We start from the raw sequence: 24,367 nt of genomic DNA, 5'->3' as shown, positions 1-24,367 counted from the left end.
TCAATCCTGCTCACCTCAGGAGATATCATCCGCCTTGGCCATCTTCGAACCTCTCGCCACGCCGCATCACTGGAAGCCCGCCGCGCTGGCGGCGGGGCCGTTCGCTGGCCTCCAGGGCGGAGCGGTCGCAAGCCTCTTGACCGCCGAGGTCGAGGCGATGGCAGGTCCGCGCAACTGGGGCACCGCGATATCGGCGTCAGCCTGGTTCCTGCGGCCGACGCCGATGGCGGAATTGCGCACGCAAGTCGCCGTCGTGACCGAGGGCGGCCGGGTCAGCGTCGTCGACAACACGCTGTGGCCGGCCGGCGAGGAGCAGCCCTGTGCGACGGTGCGCGTGACGCTGTCGCGCGAACGTGCGGTCGAGGTCCCCGGTTTTCACGGCAGCGCAGCCGACCCGGTGGATCCCACGGTCTTTCCGTTGCGCAGCCCGCACGCCGTCCACGGCCGCAGCTGGTTCATGGACGCGATGGAAGCCCGTGCCGGCGGCGACGTCGCCTGGTTTCGTATGCATCATAGCGTGATCGCGGATGCCGGCCCGCTGGCGCGCGTGCTCGGTCCGGCCGACTGGACCCACGGCATCGCGCGCCCAGTGCAGAACGTGGTGGCCGACCCCAATCCGAACCTCGCGGTGCAGCTGTTCAGGCCGCCACGGGGCGCGTGGATCGGTATTCGCGCCGAGGCCCGCTGGCGCCCGGAGGCCGGGCTTGGCGTCGGCAGCGGGGTATTGCTCGATGTGGATGGCGAGATCGGCCGGGTCTCAATGTCGGTCATTCTCGTGCCCTTTCCAGGAAGCGCACCTGCCTCAAGCCCGGGTTCCGCGGCGGGCTAACGCTAATTATTCCTTCAACTGTCTGTGGCATCACAAAAATAGGCCGCGAACCATGCTTTGGTCGGCGCGACTTGAATTGGACGGTGGTCGCAAACGTCTATACAACGTGGTGATCACGTAGCCCTTTTGATTTGCAGAGATCGGTTTTTATGGCAGTCGCGCCCGCTGTCCGGCGTTCCGAACTGGCTGAGGCGCTGCGCGCATGCCGCAGTGCCTTTATCGGCGTCGGCCTCATCAGCTGCATGATCAACCTGCTCTATCTGACAGGTTCGATGTTCATGCTGCAGGTCTACGACCGCGTGCTGCCGAGCCGCAGCGTTCCGACCCTGGTCGGCCTCGTCGTCATCGCCGCGGTCCTCTACATGGCCCAGGGCATGCTCGATCTGTTGCGCGGACGAATCCTCGGCCGCGTCGGCACCTCGCTCGACGAAGCGCTCAATGCGCGGGTGTTCGACACCATCGTGCGGCTGCCGCTGATGGCCGGCAATCGCAGCGAGGGCCTGCAGCCGCTGCGCGACCTCGACAATGTGCGATCCTTCCTCGGCAGCATGGGTCCCGGCGCGTTCTTCGACCTGCCCTGGCTGCCGTTCTACATGCTGATCTGCTTCGCGTTCCATTGGCTGCTCGGCGTCACGGCGCTGGTCGGCGCTGTCATCCTGGTGACGCTGACGCTGATCACCGAATACATGTCGCGCACGCCGGCCAGGGAAGCGATGTCGCTCGCGGCGCGACGCAACGATCTCGCCGCCTCCAGTCGCCGCAACGCCGAAGTGCTCGTAGCGATGGGCATGGCCGGGCGGATGAACAAGCGCTGGAACGAAGCCAACGAGGAGTATCTCTCCGGCAACCAGCGTGCGAGCGACGTGAGCGGCGGGCTCGGTGCGGTCGCCAAGGTGCTGCGCATGATGCTGCAGTCGGCCGTGCTCGCGGTCGGTGCCTATCTCGTGATCCACCAGGAGGCCACAGGCGGCATCATCATCGCCGGCTCGATCCTGAGCGCGCGGGCGCTGGCGCCGGTCGATCTCGCGATCGCGCATTGGAAGAGCTTCGTCGCCGCGCGGCAGAGCTGGCAGCGCCTCAACCGCCTGCTGCAGCAGATTCCGGCGCGGCCGGAGCAGACGCTGCTGCAGGCGCCGCAGAAGAAGCTCTCGGTCGAGGCGGTGACCATGGTTGCGCCGGGCGACCAGCGCCCGATCGTGCAGGATGTCACCTTCGCCGTCGAAGCCGGCAGCGGCGTCGGCGTGATCGGCCCGAGCGGGTCCGGCAAGTCGTCCCTGATCCGGGCGCTGGTCGGCGTCTGGGTGCCGGCGCGCGGCAAGGTACGGCTCGACGGCGCCGCGCTGGATCAGTGGTCATCGGACCAGCTCGGCCGCCATGTCGGCTATTTGCCGCAGGACGTTGAACTGTTCGCCGGCACGGTCGCGCAGAATATCTGCCGGTTCGATCCCGACGCCAAGTCCGACGGCATCATCGCGGCGGCCAAGGAGGCCGGCGTGCATGAGATGATCATCAAGATGCGCGAGGGCTACGACACCCAGGTCGGCGAGCAGGGCACTGCGCTTTCCGCCGGCCAGGCGCAGCGCGTCGCGCTGGCGCGCGCGCTCTACGGAAATCCGTTCCTGATCGTGCTCGACGAGCCGAACTCCAATCTCGACAGCGAAGGCGACGAGGCGCTGACCCGCGCCGTGCGTGGCGCCCGCGAGCGCGGCGCCGTCGTCATCGTGGTCGCACACCGGCCGATCGGCATCGAGGGCGTCGACCAGCTGCTGGTGCTCAAGGACGGCCGCATGCAGACCTTCGGGCCGAAGGAGACCGTGCTCGCGCAGGTGCTGCAGCGCGTCGCGCCGCCGGCGCCCACACCGATCAAGATCGTCGCCGACGCGGGGGCGACCAAGTCATGAGCGATCGCATGACCGATCAGCCGCGCAACGCACATGCTTCGATCAGAAAGCACCTCGTGGTCGGCCTCGTCGTGGTCCTGGTTCTGGGCGTCGGCGTCGGCGGCTGGGCCGCGACGGTGCCGATCTCGGGCGCGCTGATCGCGCCGGGCTCGGTGGTGGTCGATACCAACGTCAAGAAGGTGCAGCATCCGACCGGCGGCGTCGTGGGTGAAATCCTGGCGCGCGACGGCGACACGGTCAAGGCGGGCGACGTCGTCGTGCGTCTCGACGAGACCGTCGTGAAGGCGAGCCTTGCGATCGTGGTCAAGACGCTGAACGGTCTCTATGCGCGTGCGGCCCGGCTCCAGGCCGAGCAGCAGGGCCTCGACAAGATTGCGTATCCGCCGCAGCTCACCGAGCAGGCGCGGGATCCCGACGTCCGCGATATCATGGCGAACGAAACCAAGCTGTTCGAGGTCCGGGTCAACGGCCGCGCCGGCCAGAAGGCGCAGCTGCGCGAACGCGTCACCCAGCTCAACGAGGAAATCGCCGGCCTGCAGGCGCAGGAAACCTCCAAGGACAAGGAGATCGCACTGGTGCAGCAGGAGCTGGTCGGCGTCCGCCAGCTGTATGAGCAGCATCTGGTGCAGCTCACCCGCCTCACCACGCTGGAGCGCGACGCGGCGCGGCTCTCCGGCGAGCGCGCGCAGTACATTGCGTCGCGCGCCCAGGCCAAGGGCAAGATCACCGAGACCGAGCTGCAGATCATCCAGGTCGACAAGGACATGCTCTCGGAGGTCTCCAAGGACCTGCGCGAGGCCAACGACAAGATCGGCGAGTTCGTCGAGCGCAAGGTGACCGCCGAAGACCAGCTCCGCCGCATCGATATCCGCGCCCCGCAGGACGGCGTGGTGCTGCAATCGACCGTCCACACGGTCGGCGGCGTCGTTACCGCGGGCGATGCCATCATGATGATCGTGCCCAGGGCCGATGACCTATCGGTCGAGGCCAAGGTCAATCCACAGGACATCGACAAGCTCCAGGTCGGACAGAAGACCGTGCTGCGGCTCTCCGCCTTCAACCAGCGCACCACGCCGGAGCTGAACGGCGTCGTCACCCGCGTCTCCGCCGACGTCAACACCGACCAGCGCACCGGGCAGAGCTACTACACGATCCGCGTCTCGATGCCGCCGGAAGAAGTCGCGCGCCTCGGCAGCGAGGTGAAGATCATCCCCGGCATGCCGGTGGAAGCCTTCGTCCAGACCGGCGACCGCACCATGATGTCGTACCTGATGAAGCCGCTGAGCGACCAGTTCATGCGCTCGTTCCGCGAGAAGTGAGTTTTTTCTAGGCCACTCATCTTTGCCCCGTCATCCTGAGGAGCGCGAAGCGCGTCTCGAAGGATCGACGGCCCGGCTGGTTGCCGTGCATCCTTCGAGGCTCGCCGAAGAGGCTCGCGCCTCAGGATGACGGGGTGAGATTGAGTTGTAGCCCGGACGAAGCCAACGGGTCGCGCGAACGCGCGCCCGATGACAGGCTCCGCGAAATCCGGGGACGGTTACGCGGCAGATACAGTTGCCCCGGATTGCGCTTCGCTCCATCCGGGCTACGGTCCCTTAACCCAGAGCGGGCTCTTTCCCCATGTCGTCCCTGCGAAAGCAGGGACCCATAACCACCGCAGATCATTGCGGCGCAACGCTGTGGCCGCAGCGTTCTTGAACGATGGCATCGTGGTTATGGGTCCCTGGGGTCGCGCTGCGCTTGCCCGGGACGACGGCGGAAAACTATTGCGCCAGATTCTTCAGCAGCAGCTCCAGCGCCGCCTTCGCGAACGCCTGCATGTTGGCCTGTCGGTCGCCGCTGGCAGTCTCCAGCGTGATCACCTGTTGCCGGGGACCTGCGACCGCCATGCAGCTGTGGCCGGCGGCATCGCCGTAGCGGTTGCCGGTCGGGCCGGCGGCGCCGGTTTCGGACAATCCCCAATCGGTCGAAAGGCGTTCGCGGATCTGGCGTGCCAGCAGTTGCGCGTAGGGTTCCGACGACGAGCGGAGGCCGCGCATGGCGTCGTCGGGAATGTCCATCAGCGCGCGCCGCGCATCGCGGGTGTAGATCACGCCGCCGCCGAGGAAATAGGCCGACGCGCCGGGCACGGCGAGCAGCGACGCCGAGATCAGCCCGCCGGTGGACGATTCCGCGACCGCAATCGTCTGCTTGTTCGCGATCAGCTTCGCAGCGACCTGTTCGGCGATGGATATGAGTGCGTTCATCGGCGCTCTTTCTCGTTGCTTGCCATGAAAATCCCGTGGGGCGTTCTGCCTTCCTAGCACACCACACCGGCCCCTGCCGAGTTGCGGACCGCAGCCTGGCCTGATTGAATATCGGACAAGAACCAAGCGGCGCCCGACAAGTTGTTGTGAGAGCGTGCGCCGGAGGAAACACCATGACGTTGCCGATCGCGGGTGGCGTGGATTGCGATCTGCATCCCGCCGTGCCTCACCTCACCAGCCTGCTGCCGTACATGAACGACTACTGGCGCGACCAGGTGACGACGCGCGGCATGACTGACCTGATCTCGCAATCCTATCCGACCAATTCGCCGATCGCCTCGCGGCCGGACTGGCGTCCCGCCCAAGGCAAGCCGGGTTCGAGCCTTGCCGACATGCAGCGCCAGGCGCTCGACCGGTTCGGCACCGCCACCGGCATCTGCAATCCGCTCTATGGCGTGCAGATGGTGTTCTCCGAGGACATGGCCGATGCCTTCTGCCGCGCGCTGAACGACTGGCTGGTCAGGGAATGGCTCGACAAGGACGATCGTCTGCGCGGCTCGATCGTGATCCCCGTACAGAGCATCGAGAAGGCGGTCGCCGAAATCGAGCGCTGTGCGCAGGACAAGCGCTTCGTGCAGGTGCTGATGCTCGTGATGGGCGACATGCCACTCGGCAAACGTCATTATTGGCCGATCTACGCCGCGGCCGAACGGCTCGGCCTGCCGATCGGCATCCATGCCGGCAGCGCCTATCACAACCCGCCGACCTCGGTCGGCTGGGGTTCCTACCACATCGAGGATTATGTCGCGCAGGCGCAGGCGTTCCAGACCCAGCTCACCAGCCTGATCGTCGAGGGCGTGTTCGCGCGCCATCCGAACCTGAAAATGGTGATGCTGGAGTCCGGCTTCACCTGGCTGCCGCCGTTCTTGTGGCGGCTGCATAAGTTCTGGCGCGGCGTGCGCATGGAGACGCCGTGGGTCGACCGCGCACCGCTGGAGATTGTGCGTAGCAACATCCGTTTCTCGCTGCAGCCGGTCGATGCGCCGCCGGACGGCGACACCCTGAACCGGCTGTTCGACCATATGCAGTCGGACGAATTGATCCTATTCTCGACCGACTACCCGCATTGGCAGTTCGACGGTGACGAAGTGCTGCCGAAGGGGCTGTCGCAGGATCTGGTCCGCAAGATCATGATCGACAATCCGCACGCGACCTATCCGCGCTTGCAGGTGAAGGAGACGACGCCATGAACATCCAGATTCGGGAACGTCCCGACGCGGCTGCGTCAGCTGGCATCAAGACCGCGATCGCCGATTGCGACATCCATCCCGCACGCGCGACCAAGGACGAGCTGCATCCTTATCTGGCCAAGCGCTGGCACAGCCATCTCGAAACCTTCGGCGTCCATCCCTATCAGGGCATGATGGAGGGCCCGCCCTATCCGAAGGCGCAGCCCAATGCCTCGCGCCGCGATGCCTATCCGCCGGAAGGCGGCCCGCAGGGCTCGTCGCTGTCCTTCATGCAGAAGCAGCATCTTGATCCCAACAATGTCGCGCTCGGCGTGCTCAACCCGCTCAACACCGGGCAGGGCATCCGCAACCAGGATCTCGCGGCCGCGATCTGCTCTGCGATCAACGACTGGCAGATCGAGAAATGGACAGCTAAGGACTCGCGCCTGAAGGGCTCGGTCGTCGTCGCCAATGAGGACGGCGTGTCGGCCGCGGCCGAAATCCGCAGGCGCGCAGGCGATACGAATTTCGTCCAGGTGCTGCTGCTGAGCCGCAATGTCGAGCCGCTCGGCCAGCGCCGTTACTGGCCGATCTATGAGGCGGCGCAGGAGGCCGGTCTTCCGATCGGCGTGCACGCCTTCGGCTTCGGCGGCAACCCGATCACCGCGTCGGGCTGGCCGAGCTATTACATCGAGGAGATGGTCGGGCATTCGCAATGCCAGCAGACCGCGCTGGCGAGCCTCGTGCTCGAGGGCGTGTTCGAGCGTTTCCCGAAACTGAAGATGGTGATGGTCGAGGCCGGGTTCGGTTGGGCGCCGTCGTTGGCGTGGCGGCTCGACAAGGTGTTTGCGCGGCTGCACGCCGAGGTGCCGCATCTGAAGCGCAAGCCGTCGGAGTATATCCGCGATCACATCTGGTGGACGACGCAGCCGATGGAGGATCCGGAGAGCCGCGACCATCTGTTCCAGACCATCGAGTGGATCGGCTGGGACAAGCTGCTGTTTGCGACCGATTACCCGCACTGGGACTATGACGAGCCGTCGCGTGTGCTGCCGGCCGGCGTCAGCGACGCCAATCGCCAGGCATTCTATCTCGACAATGCGAAGCAGCTTTACGGTATCTCATAGATGGCCCGTCATGTGATCGCCCCGGTGGACGAGCTGCCGCCGGGGTCGCGAAAGTTCCTCGAGATCGACGGGCGGCCGATCGCCGTCTTCAACGTCAAGGGCGAGTTCTTCGGCTTGCTGAACCGCTGCCCGCATCAGGGCGCGGCGTTGTGCGAGGGTCCGCTGATCGGGCTTGCGTCGTCGTCTGACCCCGGCGAGATCGAATACACCAAGCTCGGTGAGATCCTGCGCTGTCCCTGGCACGGCTGGGAGTTCGATATCCGCACCGGCCAGTCCTATTGCGACCCGCGCCGCTTCCGCGTGCGCGCCTATCCTGTGAGCGTCGAGCCGGGCACCAATGTGGTGAAGGGGCCGTATGTCGCCGAGACCATCAAGGTCGCGGTGGAAAGCGACTACGTCGTAGTGGATCTCTGACCACCCGTCATTCCGGGGCGCCGCGAAGCGGCGAGCCCGGAATCCATTCCACCGCTTGTTCGGTGGCCCGATGGATTCCGGGTTCGCTTCGCGCCCCGGAATGACAGTGGTCGGAGCTTACTCCGCCTTCCCCTGCGCCATCATCTGCCGTTCCCGCGCGTAGCGCACCATCGCAACGAAGCGGTAGATGCCGTGCACGAACTTTCCGTAGGGCATGGTGATGAACAGCGCGAACACCACGCCGAGATGCAGCGCCAGCAGCGGACCCATCGCGGCGCTCTCGCGCCACAACAGCAAGGCAAGGCCGGTGACGCTGGTCAGGAACAGCATCAGGATGAACGCGGTGTCCATGCCCATCTGCTGCTCGTCGACCAGCACGCGGTCGCGTTTCCATTTTTCTGACAAGAGCCCGATCGGGCCGACCACGAGGCCGATGCCGCCGAGTGTACCGAGCACCACCGGCAGGTCCCACCACGCATAGGGCGCTTCGCGCGCCAGCAGATAGTGGTACAGCGTGCCGACGCAGGTCGCGGCGAAGCACAGCACGAAGCCGTAGAAGGTGAAGTGGTGATACAGCTTGCGGCGGTCGGTCGGGTGGTCGTCCTCGTTGAAGCAGCCGACACCGCCGCCGTCGAGATAGCGCAGCTCGCCGGCGTCGCGGACCGCCTGCAACAGCGACTTCGCGTCCGTTTTCATGCCGACGGGCTCGCCGATCGCGCGCCAGAATGCGCGCACGCCCATCACCAGCGCGAGGATCGCATAGAGCAGGGCGGCGCCGAACAGCAGCGCCATCGCATTATGCGGCATCAGCTTGTAGAACACGCCGGGGCCGGTGTGGATGCCATAAAGCACGCCGCGGTCGTTGATCGCGGCGAAGCCGAAGATGAACGCGGCGACGCTGAGTGCGGCGATCAGGCTGATGACGAGGCCGTTGCGCGCAAACGCGCCGGCAAATGCGCGCGGCCAGGCATAGGCGGCGTAGGACTCGGCGCGCGCCACCGCCAGCGTCTTCGGGACATTGACGTTGAATTCGTGCGGTGGCGAGAACTGGCAGTCGGTGTAGCAGGCGCCGCAGGCATGGCAGAGATTGGCGAGATAGTTGAGGTCGCCGTCGGAGAAGGCGCGGCGCATCTCCATCGCGGGAAACACCGCGCACAGGCCCTCGCAATAGCGGCAGGAATTGCACACCGTCATCAGACGGTCGGCTTCCTGCAAGATCCTCGTCCCGTGCATCTCGCCAGCCTTGTCCTCAGTTCCGCGCATTCTTCGCCGCTTCCTGCCCGGCGACGCGGCCGAACACGCTGCCGATGGTCATGCCGATGCCGGCGGCGTAGCCCTTGCCGAGCACGTTGCCGGCCATGATCTCGCCGGCGGCGAACATGTTGGCCGACGGCTTGCCGTCCTTCATCAGCATCCGCGACTGCTTGTTCACGCGGGTGCCGAGATAGGTGAAGGTGATGCCGGGCCGCACCGGATAGGCGAGATAGGGCGGCGTCTCGATCTTGCGCGCCCAATGCGTCTTCGCCGGCGTGATGCCTTCGGTACGGCAGTCGTCGAGGATGGTATGATCGAACGTGCCGGGCTGCACCGCGGCGTTGAAGTCGGTGATGGTCTTTTCCAGCGCTGCCGCATCGAGCTCGAGCTTGCCGGCGAGCTCGGCGATCGTTGCGCCCGCGATCGGCGGAAACAGCGTCGGCATGAAGCTCGTCACGACGGTCGAGTCGAAGATGATGTAGGCGATCTGGTCCGGCTGGGCTGCGACCAGACGGCCCCAGATCGCATAGCGCTTCGGCCAGATGTCCTCGCCCTCGTCGTAGAACCGCTCGGCGTGCTTGTTGACGACGATGCCGAACACGACCGAGTCGTGGCGGGTGATGATGCCGCCGTCGAATTTCGGCGCACGCGCATCGATCGCCACCGCATGGCATTGCGTGGGATCGCCGATCTCCTGCACGCCCTTGGCGAGCAGCATCTTCAGGATCGCGCCGCGATTATAGGGTGTGCCGCGGATCAGGAAATTGTCGGCGGCCTCGCCCCAATATTGTTTCAGCCATTCGATATTGGCCTCGAAGCCGCCGGCCGCCGCGACCAGCGTCGAGGCGCGCACCTCGGTCCTGCCGCCGACCGGCTGCTTCAGCTGCGCCGACAGGAACATGCCGTTCTCGATCACGAGATCGATCACCTCGGCATCGTAAAGGACGTCGACGCCGAGCTCCTCGGCGGTGCGATAGAGCGCGTTCAGCATCGCGCGGCCGCCGCCGAGGAAGAACGAGTTGGTGCGGCCGAGGCTGAGCGTACCGCCGAGCGAGGGCTGCCAGCGTACGCCCTGTTCGACGATCCAGTTCAGGATGTCCTTGGACTCGCGGATCATGAAGCGGGCCAGTTCCTCGTCGGTCTGGCCGCCGGTCACCAGCAGCAAATCCTTCCAGAACTCCTCCTCGGTGTAGGGACCGGTGAGGATCTCGGTCGCCGCGTCATGGGCGCAGCGCATGTTGCGGGTGTGGCGGGTGTTGCCGCCGCGGTAGAATTTCGGGGCGCCCTCCAGCACCAGCACGGAGGCGCCGGCGCGCCGTGCACTGATTGCGGCGCAGAGGGCGGCGTTGCCGCCGCCGATCACCAGCACGTCGAACCTGCGCGTCAGATCAGCCATGCGCTCTTGTTATCGTTGTTGGCATGGAAAGCAACATGTCGGGGCAGGCGATCGGCCTGCCCCGAATGCATATGCCAATTACGCCGCAACCGTCTCGCGCTGCTCGATGGTCTGGCCGCCACGGTAGACGATCAGCGCGGCGATGATGCCGAGAACAGCGCCGAACATCAGCCAGTAGGCCGGCGAGGCCTTGTCCTGCCCGGTCATGGCGATCAGCTTGGTCGCGACGAAGGGAGTCGACGTGCCGAATATGCCCGCCGCCAACGCGAACGCGATCGAGAAGCAGGTGGTGCGGACATGCGCCGGCACGATCTCGACCAGGCATCCCAGCATCGTGCCGCTGTAGACGCCGAAGTAGAACGAGAACATCATCTGCACGGCCAGCAGTTTTCCTAGCGTGGGCTCATGTGCGAGCCACGACAGTGCCGGGTAGGCGGTCACGAATGACAGGCTCGCGATCGCGATCAGCACCGGCTTGCGGCCGATCCGGTCCGACAGCGCGCCGCCGACCGGATTCCAGATGAAATTCGTCACCGCAACGAGCAGGGTCACCAGCAGCGTCCCGGAGGCCGAAAGGTGCAGCTCCTTGCCGAAGCCGGGCGCATACACGGTGATGAAATAGAACGTCGTGGTGGTCAGAACCGCGATCATCATGCCCAGGATCACGATGCGCCAGTTCTCCAGCGCCGAGGCGAACACTTCGCTTGGCGTCGGATGCTTCTTCATGGCCAGGAAGGCCGGCGTTTCCTCGAGCGAACGCCGCAGCATGAAGATCACGGGAATGATGAGGCATCCAATGAAGAACGGGATGCGCCATTTGGCGACGCCGCCGCCGATCGCATCCAGGAAGGTGTCGCCCGGGATCACTTCTCTCAAGAAGAAGCCGATCACGGCTGCGACGAAGATCGCGACCTGCTGGCTGGAGGATTGAAACGAGGTGTAGAAGCCGCGGTTGCCGGGTGTTGCGATCTCGGAAAGATAAACGGAGACACCGCCCAGTTCGACGCCGGCGGAGAAGCCCTGGATCAGCCGGCCAATCAGCACGATGATCGTTGCGGCAATGCCGATCGATGCATAGGACGGGCAGAACGCAATCACCACCGTGCCAAGCGCCATCAGCGCGAGCGTCACGATCAGGCCCTGGCGGCGGCCGATGCGATCGATATAGGAGCCGAGCACGACCGCGCCCACGGGACGCATCAGCGCGCCGAGCCAGAACACGCCATACGCATTGAGCAGCGCCGCGGTCTCATTCTGGGCGGGGAAGAATGCTTTCGCGATGTCCTGCGCATAGAAGCCGAACAGGAAGAAGTCGAATTGCTCGAGGAAATTGCCGCTGGTCGCGCGCAGGATGGCGCCGAGACGCGACTTGATCTGCGGGACTTGCGATGAACTCGACTGCGACATAACGCCCTTTCCTCCCCGTGACAAAACGGCCGGCGCAAATTGTGTCGCCGGCCAAGGCAGTTAACTGCCATATGCGGCAATTTGGCACGGCTGTCCGGCGCGACCAACCCGAAATCGCGCCGCCGCTATGGGAAAAAAGCCGTAGGTGGAATTTGATGAGAGCGTTTTCGAGCGAAGTGGGCACCGGTTCGCGTGAAGAAAACGCGTCAGAACAATAATCTCGTGCGGCGTGCGCCGCATCAAGGCGCTGTATGCGCCGCGGCGAGCCAGGATCGGAATGCAGAGAGCTTTGGGGAATCGGCGCGTCCCTGCGGCGTGACCAGATAGAAGCCGGCATCGGCGGGCAGCGCGATCTTGAAGGGAACCACGAGGCGGCCCTTGGCGATGTCGTCCTGCACATAGGAGGTGCGGCCCATCGCAATGCCGATGCCGTCGATCGCGGCCTGGATCGTCACGAACAGCAGGTCGAAGGTGACGCCCGGCTGCTTGGAAATGTCGGTCGGCAGTCCCGCCGCGGTCAGCCACAGCCGCCAGTCGTCGCTGTTGGCATTGCTGGTGTGCAGCAGCACATGGTCCCTGAGGTCTTCGGGGCATTTGAGCGGCTTGGTTCCATCCAGCAGCGACGGGCTGCATACCGGAAACAGCTCGTCCGCCATCAGCCAGTCCGCGCGCAGGCCCGCCCATTGGCCCCGGCCGTAGCGGATCGCCGCGTCCACCTTGTCGCGCTGGAAGTCGACCAGACTGGTCGAGGTGGTGATGCGGACATCGATGCCGGAATGCGCCTCCTGGAACGCCGACAGTCGCGGCAGCAGCCATTTGGCGGCGAGCGATGCCAGCGTCGAGACGGTCAGCACATGATCGTCGTCCCGGCGCAGCAGGCGGTCGGTCGCGAGCCTGAGGTCATTGAAGGCCGCGCGGACGCCGGGAAGGTATTCGGCGGCCTCCGGCGTCAGGCTCAGTGAGCGGTTCTGGCGGACGAACAGACGAACGCCGAGCTCTTCCTCGAGGCGCCGGATCTGATGGCTGATCGCGGTCTGCGTCACGTTCAATTCGGACGCTGCGACCGTGAAGCTCATATGCCGCGCGGCGGCCTCGAACGCCCTCAGGCCGTTCAACGAAGGCAGGCGGCTGGTCATGTCAGATGGTCTCCAAATGCATGATTTTAATTCATGCGAAGCGGTACAAAGTGTCGTTTGTGAACAGGCCGAATAGCTCCGATATTACCGCCAACAGGTTACCGATAGGAGCCGCAGATGTCCATTTTCACCCATGAATCGATGACAAATCATCATACGCTTGGGTTGCTGAACCAGGTCGGCGAGACCCTGCACGTCTGGTGGGATCGCTACGAGCGCCGCCGCGAGCTGTCGCAGTGGACCGAGCGCGACCTGCACGACATCGGCATGTCCCGCAGCGACATCGTTTTCGAGACCGACAAGCCGTTCTGGCGGGCCTGAGAAGGACGCCATCGCCGGCGCCGCCTCGATCGAGGGGTGTCGGCTAATTCTTCACCCGAGGAGCGTGTCATGACTGCGCTGCATCTCGACGATCTCAAGCAATACTCTGACGTGCTGCGCGCCAAGAACGGCAGCGAGATCAAGGTGCGCTTCGTCGAGCCGCGCGATCGTGAAGAGCTGCAGAATTACATCCGCTCGCTCTCCGCCGGGTCCCGTTACAACCGCTTCCTGGGTGCACTGAGCGAGCTGCCGAAGATGGAGCTCGAGCGCTTTATTCACGTCGGCGAGGCTGACCGGTTCACGGTGGTCGCGACGATGGTGGTCGATGGTTTTGAGACCATCGTCGGCGAAGCCCGTTACGCCTTCCATGCCGATACGTCGAGCGTCGAGTTCGGCCTGTCGATCGATGACCGGTGGCAGGGCCACGGCATTGGCAAGGCGCTGCTGAAGAATCTCGAATGCCGCGCGGCGTCTTTCGGAGCCGAGCGCATCTTCGGCGACACGCTGCGGTCCAACGCCACGATGATCGGTGTCGCCCGCAAGTCCGGCTATGCCTTCACTGCAAGCCCCGGCGATTGGAAGCTGGTGCGCTTTGCGAAAGAGATCTACGTCGAACCACAAGACATTCCCTGTGCCAGCTGGCGGCTTGCCGCTACTTCCCGCTCGGCCACGATGTCCTCGCTTGCGGTTTGACTGACTAGGCGGCGTGGACAAATTTGAGCCAGTATCTGGCCGTGGCGATGTTGACCATGCCGAGGAAGGTTTCGGGGAGCTGGTCGTAGCGGGTAGCAATGGCGCGATTGACTTTGAGATGGCCGAACATGCGCTCAATGCGGTTGCGCTGTTTGTAGAGGGTGCGGTTGTGCTCGATTTTCACGCGTCGGTTGGACCGTCCCGGAATTACGGCCTCGATGTTGCGAGCGGCAAGGTCAGAACGGATCGCATCGGCATCGTAGCCCTTGTCTGCGAGCAGTGCGTCTGGCACGCGTTCGGGCAAATCGATCAACGCATCATACGCCTTGCAATCTGCTGACTCACCGCCTGTCAGATGGAAGGCGAGCGGTCGTCCGAGGGCATCAGCCAGGCAGTGAAGCTTACTGGTGAACCCGCCCCGCGAGCGGCCAAGAGCGCGTCGATGAGCCCCCCTTTTCCGCCCGCTGCCGAGACGTGGGCGCGAACCGTGGTGCTGTCGATGCTGTAGTGACCGCTGTCTGCCATGATCTCGGCCAGCGTCACTGCCACCGTTTCCCAGATGCCGGCTTCGCTCCAACGTCGGAACCGCCGATAGATCGTGTTCCAGTTGCCGTATTTGGACGGCACGTCGCGCCACGGAGCGCCGCAGCGAAGTCGCCACAGTATCCCATTAATGATCGAGCGGTTCTCTTCAGGAGGTCGGCCTCGACCTCGGTTCGACGCTTCGATCGGGAGCAAGCCTTTCAAAACACGCCATTCCGCTTCGCTCAGGTCGCCTCTGCTCAAGTCTGCCTCCAAAAAGCAGTCTTGAATCAATGCTTTTGGCTCAAGTCAATCAGGTCCGATTGCCACCATTGCTGTGTCGTGCCAGAAAACTCTTCATGAAAAATATCCAGATCGTCGACGGCGCTGCAAACGCCACTTACAGCGTGTATCAGGCAACAGAGGAAGAGTTCGTTGCCATCTTCCCGGACGGACGAGACATGGAACTGGTCGAAGACTTAATCGAACGGCTTGGCGACGAGGTCGCAGGTTCCGTGCTGAAACCGCTTTGGAATCGCCCGATCCTGAAGCGTGATGCGCTCGGAATCCATGGGACGCTATTCTACGACAATGAACATCGACGGGACCATATCCCGCCGTCGAAGCGCGAAATTGATTGGGATGATCGCTCGGTCAATCAAGCCCAGCGAGACCTATTCGCCAGACATCGCTAATTTGTCCACGCCGCCTAGGCCCGGTTCTGGCCCCTCCAGAACCGGGCCCTTTTCTTTTTTGCTTGCTCGGAACCTGTAGCCCGGATGAAGCGCAGCGAAATCCGGGGCAGCCCTTACCGCGGCGAGACTTGTCCCGGATTGCGCTGCGCTCCATCCGGGCTACATTTCTTCAACCAGAGTTGCCGGGTTACCTCCCCTTGAAAAGGGGAGGTCGCTTTGCTCGTCAGAGCAAAGCGGGTGGGGATCTGCTCTCTCCACGAGCAATGGTGCGTGTGGCTGGACCCCCCATCCCGACCTTCCCCCTTTCAGGGGGAAGGAGAAGACGCGCCTAATTACCCCGGAACACCGGCTTGCGCTTCTCGATGAAGGCCTGCACCGCCTCCTTGTGATCCGCCGTCGCGGTGAGGCGGATCAGCCGCTCGGCCTCGTGGTCGCGCGCGGTGGCGAAGTCGAATTGCAGCGCCTCGTCGAGATTGTCCTTCATGTAGCGCAGCGCCAGGGTCGGGCCTTCGGCCATCGACTTCGCCAGCGCGAACGCCTCGTCCTGCAGCGTCTCGTCCGGCACCACGCGGTTGACGAGACCGATCTGCTCGCATCTGGTGGCATCGACCTTCTCGGACGTGAACATCAGCTCGCGGGCGCGCGAGGTGCCGACCAGGCGCGTCAGCAGCCAGGCCATGCCGTAGTCGCCGCTCAGCGCCACGCGCAGATAACCGGTCGAGATGAAGGCGGATTGCGCCGCGATCCGGATGTCGCAGGCCATCGCGATCGCAAGGCCGGCGCCGACCGCCGGGCCGGGCAGCGCGGCAATGGTCGGCTTGCGTACCGAGGCGAGCGCGCCGGTCAGCAGGCGCTGGCGCTCCTGCAGGTCGGCGACCTTGTCCTCATAGGACATTTCGAGCTTCTTTGGATCGCGATTGGCGCCCATGCCCTTGACGTTGCCGCCGGCGCAGAACGCCTTGCCGGCGCCGGTGATGAGCAGCACGCCGACCTCGGGGTTCTCGCCGCAGGTCCGGATCATCGTGCGCAGCGCCGGCGTCAGCGTGTCCGACAGCGAGTTGCGGGCGTCCGGGCGGTTCAACGTGATGACGGCGACGCGGTCGCGGATCACGCAGAGCAGTTCGTCGGTGCCGGTCTCGATCTTGATTTCAGCGGTCATGATTCCTTCCCCTGTTTCCTTCGTCATTGCGAGCGCAGCGAAGCAATCCATGCTGCCACGCGTGGAGAAATGGATTGCTTCGTCGCTTCGCTCCTCGCAATGACGGACGGCGCTCAAGCCAGCCTACGCCGCTTGCATGATCTCCGTCATCTCAAAACTTCTCAACCCAGGGCCGCAATTCCAGCTCCCAGGTCCAGGCGCTGCGCGGCTGCTGCAGCACGTTCCAGTAGCTCAACGCGATCGCGTCGGGATCGAGCATCGAATCCGGGCGGTCGGCGGGCTCGGCGCGCGCGGAGCTGCGGATGCCGCCGTCGATCACGAAATGCGCGACATGGATGCCCTGCGGCGACAATTCGCGCGCCATGCTCTGCGCCAGCCCGCGCAATGCGAACTTGCCCATCGCGAACGGCGCCGATTGCGCATAGCCCTTGACGCTGGCGGAGGCGCCGGTGAACAGGATCGCGCCCTTCTTGCTGGGCAGCATGCGCTTCGCCGCCTCCTGCGCCACCAGAAAGCCGCCGAACGCCGAGATCGCGATCGCCTGCTCGACCTCGGAGGGGACGAGTTCAACGAAGGGCCCGCGCGAGCGGCCGGAGGCGTTATAGACCACGAGATCAGGTGTTCCGATCTCGCGCTCGACCAAACCGAACAGACGCTCGACGTCTTCGGCCTTGGTGGCGTCGCAGGCATAGGCGCGCGCGCCGGTCTCCGTGCAGAGCGCGCCGAGCTTCTCGATGCTGCGCGCGCCCAGCGCGACGCGAATTCCCTCCCGCGAAAATAGCCGCGTCAACGAGGCGCTGAGGCCCTCGCCGGCGCCGACGATCAGGGCGATCTTGTACTTCGGAATATCCATTGGGCTTTCCTTTGCTCGGCCGGAGGAGGATAGTCGTGCCCAAACAAATGAGCACCGCAGCCGGGAATTCAATGCAGCCGCACAAGCAGGATCTGAAAACGTCGTCCGCCAGCCAGCCGGGCCTTTTGGCGCCCGACACGACGGGAATGAATTTCTACCGGGCCGATCCCGCGCTGACCGATCTTCTGAAACTGCATCTGCCCGAGGCGTTGTTCCGCCACATCGCGCCGCATCTCGACCGGCTCGGCGGATTGGCCGGCGGCTATCTCGACGAATGCGCGCGGCTTGCCGACCGGCATACGCCGGTGCTGCACCAGCGCGACAAGTTCGGCCGCGACGTGCAGCACATCGAATATCATCCCGCCTATCGCGAGATCGAGAAGGCCGCGTTCGGCGAGTTCGGCATTCACGCGCTGTCGATCCGCAAGGGCATCATGGGCTGGCCCGACAAATATCCCGTGGTGGCCAAGCACGCCTTCACCTTCCTGTTCAACCAGACCGAATTCGGCATGGGCTGCCCGATCAACGTCACCGATGGTTGCGCAAAACTGCTGGCGAATTTCGGCAGCGAGGCATTGAAGGCGAAATATCTCGACGGCCTGACCCAGACCGACATGAGCAAGCTGACGCAGGGCGGCCAGTTCATGACCGAGAAGGAGGGCGGCTCCGACGTCGGCACGCTGACCACGCGCGCGGTGCAGGAGGGCGACCACTGGCGGCTCTATGGCGAGAAGTGGTTCTGCTCGAACGCCGATGCCAAGGTGGTGATGCTGCTGGCGCGCCCCGAGGGCGCGGGGCCGGGCACCAAAGGCGTCGGCCTGTTCCTGATGCCGCGTTTCCTCGATGACGGCTCGCAGAACCACTACCGGATCGTGCGCCTGAAGGACAAGCTCGGCACCCGCTCGATGGCCTCGGGCGAAATCAAGTTCGACGGCGCGATCGCGTATGCCGTCGGCAAGCTTGATCGCGGCTTCGTGCAGATGGCCGAGATGGTGAACTCGTCGCGGTTGTCCAACGGCGTGAAGTCGACCGCGCTGATGCGCCGTGCCTGGCACGACGCGATCACGGTCGCGAAGGGCCGCGTGGTGTTCGGCCAACGGATCATCGACCTGCCGCTGGCGCGGCGCCAGCTGATGAAGATCATGCTGCCGACCGAGCAGGCGCTGTCGATGAGCTTCCTGACCGCCGACGCGCTCGACCGCGCCGAGGCCGGCAGCCAGGACGCCGCGGCGCTGCTCCGCATCCTCACGCCGACCCTGAAATTCCGCGCCACCCGCGATGCCCGCAAGGTCTGCGGCGACGCCATGGAGATGCGCGGCGGCATCGGCTACATCGAGGAATTCGTCACGCCGCGGCTGCTGCGCGATGCGCATCTCGGCTCGATCTGGGAGGGCACCGGCAACATCGTCGCGATCGATACGCTGAAGCGCGCGGTCGGACGCCATGGTGCCGACAACGCGCTCGCCGCCGATCTGCATGCGCGGCTCGATGACAGCCCGAATGTGCCGCAGGCGTGGCGCAACCGGCTGCGTGATCTCAGCGATCGTGCGATCGGATTTGCGCGCGAGATCGCAAGCCGTATCGACAATGAGGGCGATGCGCGGCGCGCCACCAGCCTGCTCTATCATGTCGCGAGTGCGGTGGCGCTGGCATGGGAGGGCGGACGCATTCATCAAATGCGCGGCGACGCGCGCCGGCTGCTGCTGTCGCGGATGGTGATCGACCACCGCGTGATGCCGGGCGATCCGTTCCGGCTTACGGAAAATACCGTTCAGCGCAGGATGACCGAGCACCTACTCGGCGATCGCGCCGTCGGCATGGCCGAGGTTGGCGAATTGCTCGTCGCGGCGTAGTCTGCCGCGCGAGCGCAACGCTTAATCAAAACAGAAACGCCAAGGGAGACCCCGATGAAGGCCGCCGTCCTGCATGAAGTCAATCAGCCGCTGGTGATCGAGGATGTCAGCGTACCCAATCCGGGGCCGCGCGAGGTCTTGATCCGCACCGCGGTCGCGGGTCTCTGCCATTCCGACCTGCATTTCATGGAAGGTCTTTATCCGCATCCGCTGCCGGCGGTGCTCGGCCATGAATCGGCCGGCGTGGTCGAGAAGGTCGGCGCCGACGTCAATTACGTGAAGCCCGGCGATCACGTCGTCACCTGCCTGTCGGTGTTCTGCGGCACCTGCGACAATTGCACGACCGGCCGCACCGTGCTGTGCACCGACACCACGGTGAAGATGCTGCCCGGCGCCTCCAACCGCCTGTCGTGGGGCCGGAAGGAGAAGCTCAACCAGTTCCTCAATCTGTCGTCCTTCGCCGAGCAGATGCTGGTGCACGAGAACGCGATCGTGAAGATCAAGAAGGAGATGCCGCTCGATCTCGCCGCGCTGATCGGCTGCGGCGTCATCACCGGCTATGGCGCCGTGGTGAACACCGCGAAGGTGACTGCCGGCGAGACCGTCGCCGTGATCGGCTGCGGCGGCGTCGGCATGGCCGCGATCAACGGCGCGCAGATCGCCGGTGCCGGCCGCATCATCGCGATCGACACCAATCCGGCGAAGCTGCAACTTGCGACCAAGCTCGGGGCGACCGACATCGTTGATCCCGCGCGCGGCGACGTCGTCCAGCAGGTGCGCGAGCTTACCGGCGGCGGCGTGCATCACTCCTTCGAGGTGCTCGGCCGCAAGGAGACCGCCGAGCAGGCCTTCGCCATGCTGGCGGCGGGCGGCACTGCGACCATCGTCGGCATGATCCCGTTCGGCCAGAAGATCGAGCTGCACGGCTTCGACTTCCTGCGCGAGCGCCGCATTCAAGGCTCGTCGATGGGGTCGAACCACTTCCGCGTCGACATGCCGCGCCTCGTCGACTTCTACATGCGCGGCAAGCTGCATCTCGAGGACTGGATCTCGGCCAAGCTCAAGCTCTCCGAGATCAACGAGGGCTTTGCCAACATGAAGGCCGGCAAGACGCTGCGCAGCGTGATCATGTTCGACAGCTGAGGCGCCATCGTCCCGGCCAAGCGAAGCGCGAGCCGGGACCCATACGCCGCGGCTCCGCTTTGGGCACGAAGGTGGACGACTTTCTTTACTCGCCACAGATGGCGGTGGTTATGGGTCCCGGCCTGCGCCGGGACGACACCTGAATCGTTCACCGTGCGACGTGCGCAGACACCGCGAGCCATTTCCCGTTCTGCCGTGCCCAGCAATCGGTGTAGCGGCCGTGCGCGGGCTCACCGTCCGCGCCGGTGTAGCTGGTCTGGGCGTGGATGATGGCGAAATCGCCGAGGATGCGGATCTTGACGTCCTCGGCCTTCAGTCCCTTGATCTTCACCGGGATCGCCGTCTGCTTCAGGAAGGCGGCGCGATCGACCAGGCTCTTGTCGGGATTGGTGCAGTAGAAGTCCTGCGCCAGGATTTCATCGAAACGCTTGACGTCGCAGTTCTGAACTGAGTCGACGTAATCCTTGTTGAGCTTTGTCAGCTCTTCGAGGTCCTTGCTCATTGGTGTTCTCCCTGTTGTCGTCATTGCGAGGAGCGGAGCGACGAAGCAATCCATCGTTCCGCGTACGTTGCTATATGGATTGCTTCGCTTCGCTCGCAATGACGGCAGCAACCCACCTAATCGTCGAACATCTTCGGCGGCACGAAGCCGCCAAACTCGCGCTCGATCAGCTCTGCGAGCTTCAGCGGCGTGCGGTCTTCCAGCATGGGACCGACGATCTGCACGCCGACCGGCAGTCCGTCGGGCGCAAAGCCGGTCGGGATCGCAGTCGAAGGCAGGCCGGGCAGCGTTGCGATGCCGGGCCAGGCGAGCTGGTCGGTGTAGACGTGCGGTTCACCGTCGATCAGGATTCGCCGCTGCTCCTGGTCCGGCGAATGATCGTGCGGATAGGCCGGCGTCGGCATGATCGGACAGATCACGGCGTCGAACGATTTGAACAGCTCGCGCCATTGCGCGCGCAGCCGCGCGCGGGCGTAGGTTGCCTGCACCCAGTCGCGATGGCTGAGCGCGATGCCGCGCAACCGCTCGGCACCCAGGCTGTTATCGCTGGCCGGCAGCGCCGCCGCAGCTGCGCAGGCGCCGGCATAGACCTCCGGCGGGAAGCTAGCTGCGAGGAACGATAGCAGCATCCGCATATAGAGCCGCGAGGAGGACGCGAAATCGGGCAGCAGCGGGCTCGAACGCGATATCTTCGCGCCGGCCTTGTCGAGATTGCTGGCGAGCTTGTCGATGCTGCCGCGAACTGCCCTGTCGGTCGGCAGCACCGGATCGGTGTCGATGACGAGGATGTGGAAATCCTTCAGGCTCGTGTGGCGCGCCGCGGGCAGCTCGAGACGATAGGCCTTACCGGTATCGAGCGGGTCGGGGCCGGCCATCACATCGAGCAGCAGCGCGAGGTCGGCCGCGCCGCGCGCCATCGGGCCGATCACCGCAAGGTCACGCTCGTAGATCAGCGGCGGCGCCGGCGGCGCGGTGTGGCCGCGAGACGCCAGCAGATCGAAGGTCGGCTTGTGCGCATAGATACCGCAGTGGAATCCCGGCACGCGCAGCGAGCCGCCGATGTCGGAGCCGAGCGACAATGCGCCGTAGCCCGCGGCAAGCGCCGCCGACGATCCGCCGGAGGAGCCGCCCGGCGTGCGGCCGAGGTCGTAGGGGTTGTTGGTGGTGCCGTAGATCTCGTTGTAGCTCTGCCAGTCGGCGAGGGCGACCGGCACGTTGGTCTTGCCGAGGATGACGCCGCCGGCGTCCTTCACCCGCGTGATCGCGAGCGCGTCCTCAGCCGGCACGAAATCCTTTTGCGGCGGGAAGCCCCAGGTGGTCGGCAATCCAGCGACGTTGAAGGACTCCTTCACCGTCATGGGGATGCCGAGCAACGGCTTGTGCTCGCCGCGCGCGATCGCGGCGTCCGCAGCGCGTGCCGCAGCGAGGCCGCGCTCGAAATCGCGCACGCAAACCGCGTTGACCTTGCCGTCGTGGCGCTCGATGCGGCCGATCGCGTCTTCTGCGAGCTCGACGGCGGAGACCTGCTTGTTGTGCAGGGCTTTCGACAGTTCGACGGCGGTCTTGAAACTGTATTGTGATTTGGCCACGGCGTGCTCCCTGATTTTGGTGGCGATCATGCGCAGAATGGAGCGCGCGGGCAAGACCGGCTTGATCGCAATTGCGCTGGCGCGGCGCGTCGACGTCACACATCGCCTAACGCGATCGTGATCATCGGGCTCTGCCGGATGCTGACGCGCGCCTAATAAGGCGTGCTGCGCGCGGACAGATGCGCCATTGGATTGATGAGGCCGCTCGCGCTGGCGCGCTCGCTGCTCTCCTTGGTCCCGGGCACCGGGAAGGCGTATCCGATGATGGTCTTGACGACGAGCCGGTCGGATGCCCGCGTCAGGCCGTAGCCGACGCCGAAGTCGATGTCGACGTCGCCCACCTTGAAGTCGGTCACCGCGAACAATGTGTGCTGCTGCTCGGCGAGCGGGCTGAAGGCGCCGATCTTGCCGAAATCGGCGTAGTATTCGAGGCCGACATACACATCATTGTTGAGCTTGCGCGCCACACGAGCGGCGGGAGCGAAGTCCGCCTCGCCGTATTTGCCGAAACCGACGTCGACAATCGGATTGACGATGAATTCATAGTCCGCGTTGCGCACGCCGATTATCGGCCGGATCTCAAGGCCCCAGCGGGTCTGTGCGAATTTCGGCATCTGGTAGCTCAGCTCGAAATTGATGCCGTAGAACAAATTGCGCTTGTCGGCGTTCGGCGAGACGAACAGCGTGCGTAGCTTGAATGCGTCGGACAGGAATTGCCGGTCCTGCACGGCAAACGGCAGATAGAGCCCGAGCTCCCACCAATCGGTCATGCCATAGGCAAACTCCGGCGTGCCGTTGAGGCTGCCCTTGGAGGGAAAGCCGCCGGGGAAGGGCGGATCCTTCTGCCCGATGCCGACATAGTTGAGATGCTGCTGGATGGTGAACTGGCCGACCGCCGCGATGCCGGCATTGTAGACTTGGATCTCGTCGGTCGCCTGCGCGCGACCGCTGCATCCGAGCGCGCCCAGCATGGTCAATGCTGTGCCGGCCAGAACGCGATGTTTGCGGAGACGGGACATCGGATACCTCGATTCCGCGCTACGCCGCGCCGATCAATATGCCGACCGCGAGCACGATCGCGCCGCCGAGCACGATCTGGAACACCGCCTGCAGGAACGGCGTATCCATGTAGCGCGAGCGGATGAAGGCGATCGCCCACAACTCGAAGAACACCACGATGCCGGCGATCGCAGTCGCGATCCAGAATGCGTTCGGCCAGGCGTCGGGCACCAGATAGGGAATGGTGTGGCCGAGACCTCCGAGCGTCGTCATCAATCCGCAGGTGATGCCCCGCAGCCAGGGCGAGCCGCGGCCGGTCAGCGAGCCGTCGTCGGACAGCGCTTCCGCAAAGCCCATGCTAATGCCGGCGCCGATCGAGGCCGCAAGGCCGACCAGAAAGGTCTGCCAGTTGTGATGCGTGGCGAAGGCGGCGGCGAACAGCGGCGCCAAGGTCGAGACCGAGCCGTCCATCAGTCCGGCGAGGCCCGGCTGCACATATTGCAGCACGAACATTCGCCGCCGCGTGCGGTCTTCCTCCGCGCGCACGTCGGGCTTGAGGATCTCGCCGGTCAGGCGGACGGCGAGCTTCTCGTGGCCCTTCTCCTCCTCGGCGAGATCGCCGAGCAGCCGGCGCACGCCGACATCTTCGGCCCTTTCGGCGGCGCGGGCATAGAAGCGCTCGGCCTCCAGCTCCATGGTCTCGACTTCCTTGCGGATGGTGTCTAGCGGCAGGTTCTTGGTCAGCCAGATCGGGCGCCGGCGCAGAAAGCCTTTGACGTCCTCGCGCCGGATCGGTGGCAGATGCGGGCCGAAGCGCTGCTCGTAGGTTTCGAGCAGACGGTGGCGATGGCCGCGCTCTTCCTCCGCCATCTCCTCGAAGATCTTTGCGGTATCTGGATAGCGTTCGGTGAGGTCCTCGGCGAAGGACATGTAGATGCGGCTGTCCTCCTCCTCGGAGGCAATCGCGACCGCCAGCACCTCGCGCTCGGTCAAATCGGCGAAATTCTTCACGGCAACGCCTTCGTTTCCAATTTAGAATTAGAATAATTCTAATATTTGCTCGTCAGGCCGAGGTCAATCCTGGATGGGTGCGTCTCTG

At 64.7% G+C, this 24,367-nt stretch carries 22 protein-coding genes and 1 pseudogene; 11 read left to right on the top strand and 12 right to left on the bottom strand.

Going from position 1 to position 24,367, the window contains the following annotated elements; translation table 11 throughout:
- Window positions 1-34 precede the first annotated feature (34 nt).
- From JQ573_RS29390 to JQ573_RS29380, 3 genes are all read left to right on the top strand, one after another.
- Window positions 35-829 carry an acyl-CoA thioesterase domain-containing protein gene (locus tag JQ573_RS29390; protein ID WP_212311780.1) on the top strand — a complete coding sequence of 265 codons (795 nt, stop codon included), beginning with the start codon at window positions 35-37 and terminating at the stop codon, window positions 827-829.
- Between the two features lie 149 nt (window positions 830-978).
- On the top strand, window positions 979-2,730 hold the full coding sequence (locus JQ573_RS29385; protein ID WP_212311779.1) for a type I secretion system permease/ATPase: 1,752 nt from the start codon (window positions 979-981) through the stop codon (window positions 2,728-2,730).
- Window positions 2,727-4,049, top strand: coding sequence for an HlyD family type I secretion periplasmic adaptor subunit (locus JQ573_RS29380; protein ID WP_249132505.1), 1,323 nt, complete (start codon window positions 2,727-2,729; stop codon window positions 4,047-4,049). The genes JQ573_RS29385 and JQ573_RS29380 overlap by 4 nt, the downstream gene beginning before the upstream one ends.
- A gap of 444 nt (window positions 4,050-4,493) precedes the next feature.
- On the opposite strand, the gene JQ573_RS29375 is transcribed toward JQ573_RS29380, so the two are convergent.
- Window positions 4,494-4,976 carry a CinA family protein gene (locus JQ573_RS29375; protein WP_212311778.1) on the bottom strand — a complete coding sequence of 161 codons (483 nt, stop codon included), beginning with the start codon at window positions 4,974-4,976 and terminating at the stop codon, window positions 4,494-4,496.
- Between the two features lie 173 nt (window positions 4,977-5,149).
- On the opposite strand from JQ573_RS29375, the gene JQ573_RS29370 reads away from it, so the two are divergent.
- The 3 genes from JQ573_RS29370 to JQ573_RS29360 are packed head-to-tail and all read left to right on the top strand — an operon-like array spanning window position 5,150 to window position 7,746.
- On the top strand, window positions 5,150-6,226 hold the full coding sequence (locus JQ573_RS29370; protein ID WP_212311777.1) for an amidohydrolase family protein: 1,077 nt from the start codon (window positions 5,150-5,152) through the stop codon (window positions 6,224-6,226).
- Complete coding sequence (locus tag JQ573_RS29365; protein WP_212311776.1) at window positions 6,223-7,332, top strand: amidohydrolase family protein; 1,110 nt, start codon at window positions 6,223-6,225, stop codon at window positions 7,330-7,332. The genes JQ573_RS29370 and JQ573_RS29365 overlap by 4 nt, the downstream gene beginning before the upstream one ends.
- Entirely contained in the window at window positions 7,333-7,746 is a 414-nt protein-coding gene (locus JQ573_RS29360) for a Rieske (2Fe-2S) protein (protein ID WP_016846808.1), read from the top strand. It abuts the gene before it with no gap.
- A gap of 117 nt (window positions 7,747-7,863) precedes the next feature.
- On the opposite strand, the gene tcuB is transcribed toward JQ573_RS29360, so the two are convergent.
- The 4 genes from tcuB to JQ573_RS29340 form a co-directional block, all read right to left on the bottom strand.
- Window positions 7,864-8,979: a tricarballylate utilization 4Fe-4S protein TcuB gene (tcuB, locus tag JQ573_RS29355; protein ID WP_212312890.1), complete on the bottom strand. Its 1,116-nt coding sequence runs from the start codon at window positions 8,977-8,979 to the stop codon at window positions 7,864-7,866.
- A gap of 16 nt (window positions 8,980-8,995) precedes the next feature.
- A complete protein-coding gene (gene tcuA / locus JQ573_RS29350) occupies window positions 8,996-10,396 on the bottom strand; it encodes an FAD-dependent tricarballylate dehydrogenase TcuA (RefSeq protein ID WP_212311775.1) in 1,401 nt (466 codons plus the stop codon).
- A 78-nt stretch (window positions 10,397-10,474) separates the two neighbouring features.
- A complete protein-coding gene (locus JQ573_RS29345) occupies window positions 10,475-11,803 on the bottom strand; it encodes an MFS transporter (protein ID WP_212311774.1) in 1,329 nt (442 codons plus the stop codon).
- A gap of 239 nt (window positions 11,804-12,042) precedes the next feature.
- The gene (locus JQ573_RS29340) at window positions 12,043-12,939 is read right to left on the bottom strand and encodes a transcriptional regulator GcvA (protein ID WP_212311773.1); all 897 of its coding nucleotides are present in this window, start codon (window positions 12,937-12,939) and stop codon (window positions 12,043-12,045) included.
- Between the two features lie 117 nt (window positions 12,940-13,056).
- Here JQ573_RS29340 and JQ573_RS29335 point away from each other — a divergent pair, with 117 nt between their 5' ends.
- Together JQ573_RS29335 and JQ573_RS29330 are read left to right on the top strand one after the other, a co-directional pair.
- Window positions 13,057-13,260 (top strand): DUF1127 domain-containing protein, encoded by a 204-nt coding sequence (locus tag JQ573_RS29335; protein ID WP_212311772.1) that lies wholly within the window; start codon window positions 13,057-13,059, stop codon window positions 13,258-13,260.
- 69 nt (window positions 13,261-13,329) lie between these two features.
- Window positions 13,330-13,953: a GNAT family N-acetyltransferase gene (locus JQ573_RS29330; protein ID WP_212311771.1), complete on the top strand. Its 624-nt coding sequence runs from the start codon at window positions 13,330-13,332 to the stop codon at window positions 13,951-13,953.
- Between the two features lie 4 nt (window positions 13,954-13,957).
- Here JQ573_RS29330 and JQ573_RS29325 read toward each other — a convergent pair.
- Window positions 13,958-14,691 (bottom strand): annotated as a pseudogene (locus tag JQ573_RS29325) (IS5 family transposase).
- A 143-nt stretch (window positions 14,692-14,834) separates the two neighbouring features.
- Here JQ573_RS29325 and JQ573_RS29320 point away from each other — a divergent pair.
- A complete protein-coding gene (locus JQ573_RS29320) occupies window positions 14,835-15,170 on the top strand; it encodes a hypothetical protein (protein ID WP_212311770.1) in 336 nt (111 codons plus the stop codon).
- Window positions 15,171-15,498: 328 nt separating this feature from the next.
- On the opposite strand, the gene JQ573_RS29315 is transcribed toward JQ573_RS29320, so the two are convergent.
- Window positions 15,499-16,329, bottom strand: a complete 831-nt coding sequence (locus JQ573_RS29315; protein WP_212311769.1) for an enoyl-CoA hydratase — start codon at window positions 16,327-16,329, stop codon at window positions 15,499-15,501.
- 151 nt (window positions 16,330-16,480) lie between these two features.
- Window positions 16,481-17,182 carry an SDR family NAD(P)-dependent oxidoreductase gene (locus JQ573_RS29310; RefSeq protein ID WP_212311768.1) on the bottom strand — a complete coding sequence of 234 codons (702 nt, stop codon included), beginning with the start codon at window positions 17,180-17,182 and terminating at the stop codon, window positions 16,481-16,483.
- Window positions 17,183-17,253: 71 nt separating this feature from the next.
- On the opposite strand from JQ573_RS29310, the gene JQ573_RS29305 reads away from it, so the two are divergent.
- Together JQ573_RS29305 and JQ573_RS29300 are read left to right on the top strand one after the other, a co-directional pair.
- On the top strand, window positions 17,254-19,035 hold the full coding sequence (locus JQ573_RS29305) for an acyl-CoA dehydrogenase family protein (protein ID WP_212312888.1): 1,782 nt from the start codon (window positions 17,254-17,256) through the stop codon (window positions 19,033-19,035).
- 54 nt (window positions 19,036-19,089) lie between these two features.
- On the top strand, window positions 19,090-20,178 hold the full coding sequence (locus JQ573_RS29300; RefSeq protein WP_212311767.1) for a Zn-dependent alcohol dehydrogenase: 1,089 nt from the start codon (window positions 19,090-19,092) through the stop codon (window positions 20,176-20,178).
- 148 nt (window positions 20,179-20,326) lie between these two features.
- On the opposite strand, the gene JQ573_RS29295 is transcribed toward JQ573_RS29300, so the two are convergent.
- The 4 genes from JQ573_RS29295 to mbfA form a co-directional block, all read right to left on the bottom strand.
- Window positions 20,327-20,680: a nuclear transport factor 2 family protein gene (locus JQ573_RS29295; RefSeq protein ID WP_212311766.1), complete on the bottom strand. Its 354-nt coding sequence runs from the start codon at window positions 20,678-20,680 to the stop codon at window positions 20,327-20,329.
- Window positions 20,681-20,796: 116 nt separating this feature from the next.
- A complete protein-coding gene (locus JQ573_RS29290; protein WP_212311765.1) occupies window positions 20,797-22,269 on the bottom strand; it encodes an amidase in 1,473 nt (490 codons plus the stop codon).
- A 152-nt stretch (window positions 22,270-22,421) separates the two neighbouring features.
- Window positions 22,422-23,288 (bottom strand): hypothetical protein, encoded by an 867-nt coding sequence (locus JQ573_RS29285; RefSeq protein ID WP_249132502.1) that lies wholly within the window; start codon window positions 23,286-23,288, stop codon window positions 22,422-22,424.
- A 19-nt stretch (window positions 23,289-23,307) separates the two neighbouring features.
- Window positions 23,308-24,279 (bottom strand): iron exporter MbfA, encoded by a 972-nt coding sequence (gene mbfA, locus JQ573_RS29280; protein WP_212311764.1) that lies wholly within the window; start codon window positions 24,277-24,279, stop codon window positions 23,308-23,310.
- Window positions 24,280-24,367: the final 88 nt, after the last annotated feature.

This window comes from Bradyrhizobium sp. AUGA SZCCT0105 (assembly GCF_018129565.1).
GTDB lineage: Bacteria > Pseudomonadota > Alphaproteobacteria > Rhizobiales > Xanthobacteraceae > Bradyrhizobium.
The sequence above is the reverse complement of the archived record's forward strand: the minus strand, read 5'-3'. Positions and strand labels throughout refer to the sequence as shown.

Bases quoted from the DNA above. Each gene is read 5' to 3' on its own strand.
- JQ573_RS29360 (WP_016846808.1), top strand. From the start codon at position 7,333: ATGGCCCGTCATGTGATCGCCCCGGTGGACGAGCTGCCGCCGGGGTCG.
- tcuB (WP_212312890.1), bottom strand. From the start codon at position 8,979: ATGCACGGGACGAGGATCTTGCAGGAAGCCGACCGTCTGATGACGGTG.
- JQ573_RS29305 (WP_212312888.1), top strand. From the start codon at position 17,254: ATGCAGCCGCACAAGCAGGATCTGAAAACGTCGTCCGCCAGCCAGCCG.
- JQ573_RS29345 (WP_212311774.1), bottom strand. From the start codon at position 11,803: ATGTCGCAGTCGAGTTCATCGCAAGTCCCGCAGATCAAGTCGCGTCTC.
- JQ573_RS29365 (WP_212311776.1), top strand. From the start codon at position 6,223: ATGAACATCCAGATTCGGGAACGTCCCGACGCGGCTGCGTCAGCTGGC.
- JQ573_RS29340 (WP_212311773.1), bottom strand. From the start codon at position 12,939: ATGACCAGCCGCCTGCCTTCGTTGAACGGCCTGAGGGCGTTCGAGGCC.
- JQ573_RS29315 (WP_212311769.1), bottom strand. From the start codon at position 16,329: ATGACCGCTGAAATCAAGATCGAGACCGGCACCGACGAACTGCTCTGC.
- JQ573_RS29375 (WP_212311778.1), bottom strand. From the start codon at position 4,976: ATGAACGCACTCATATCCATCGCCGAACAGGTCGCTGCGAAGCTGATC.
- JQ573_RS29300 (WP_212311767.1), top strand. From the start codon at position 19,090: ATGAAGGCCGCCGTCCTGCATGAAGTCAATCAGCCGCTGGTGATCGAG.
- JQ573_RS29380 (WP_249132505.1), top strand. From the start codon at position 2,727: ATGAGCGATCGCATGACCGATCAGCCGCGCAACGCACATGCTTCGATC.
- JQ573_RS29335 (WP_212311772.1), top strand. From the start codon at position 13,057: ATGTCCATTTTCACCCATGAATCGATGACAAATCATCATACGCTTGGG.
- JQ573_RS29310 (WP_212311768.1), bottom strand. From the start codon at position 17,182: ATGGATATTCCGAAGTACAAGATCGCCCTGATCGTCGGCGCCGGCGAG.
- JQ573_RS29370 (WP_212311777.1), top strand. From the start codon at position 5,150: ATGACGTTGCCGATCGCGGGTGGCGTGGATTGCGATCTGCATCCCGCC.
- JQ573_RS29295 (WP_212311766.1), bottom strand. From the start codon at position 20,680: ATGAGCAAGGACCTCGAAGAGCTGACAAAGCTCAACAAGGATTACGTC.
- tcuA (WP_212311775.1), bottom strand. From the start codon at position 10,396: ATGGCTGATCTGACGCGCAGGTTCGACGTGCTGGTGATCGGCGGCGGC.
- JQ573_RS29385 (WP_212311779.1), top strand. From the start codon at position 979: ATGGCAGTCGCGCCCGCTGTCCGGCGTTCCGAACTGGCTGAGGCGCTG.
- JQ573_RS29320 (WP_212311770.1), top strand. From the start codon at position 14,835: ATGAAAAATATCCAGATCGTCGACGGCGCTGCAAACGCCACTTACAGC.
- JQ573_RS29330 (WP_212311771.1), top strand. From the start codon at position 13,330: ATGACTGCGCTGCATCTCGACGATCTCAAGCAATACTCTGACGTGCTG.
- JQ573_RS29285 (WP_249132502.1), bottom strand. From the start codon at position 23,288: ATGTCCCGTCTCCGCAAACATCGCGTTCTGGCCGGCACAGCATTGACC.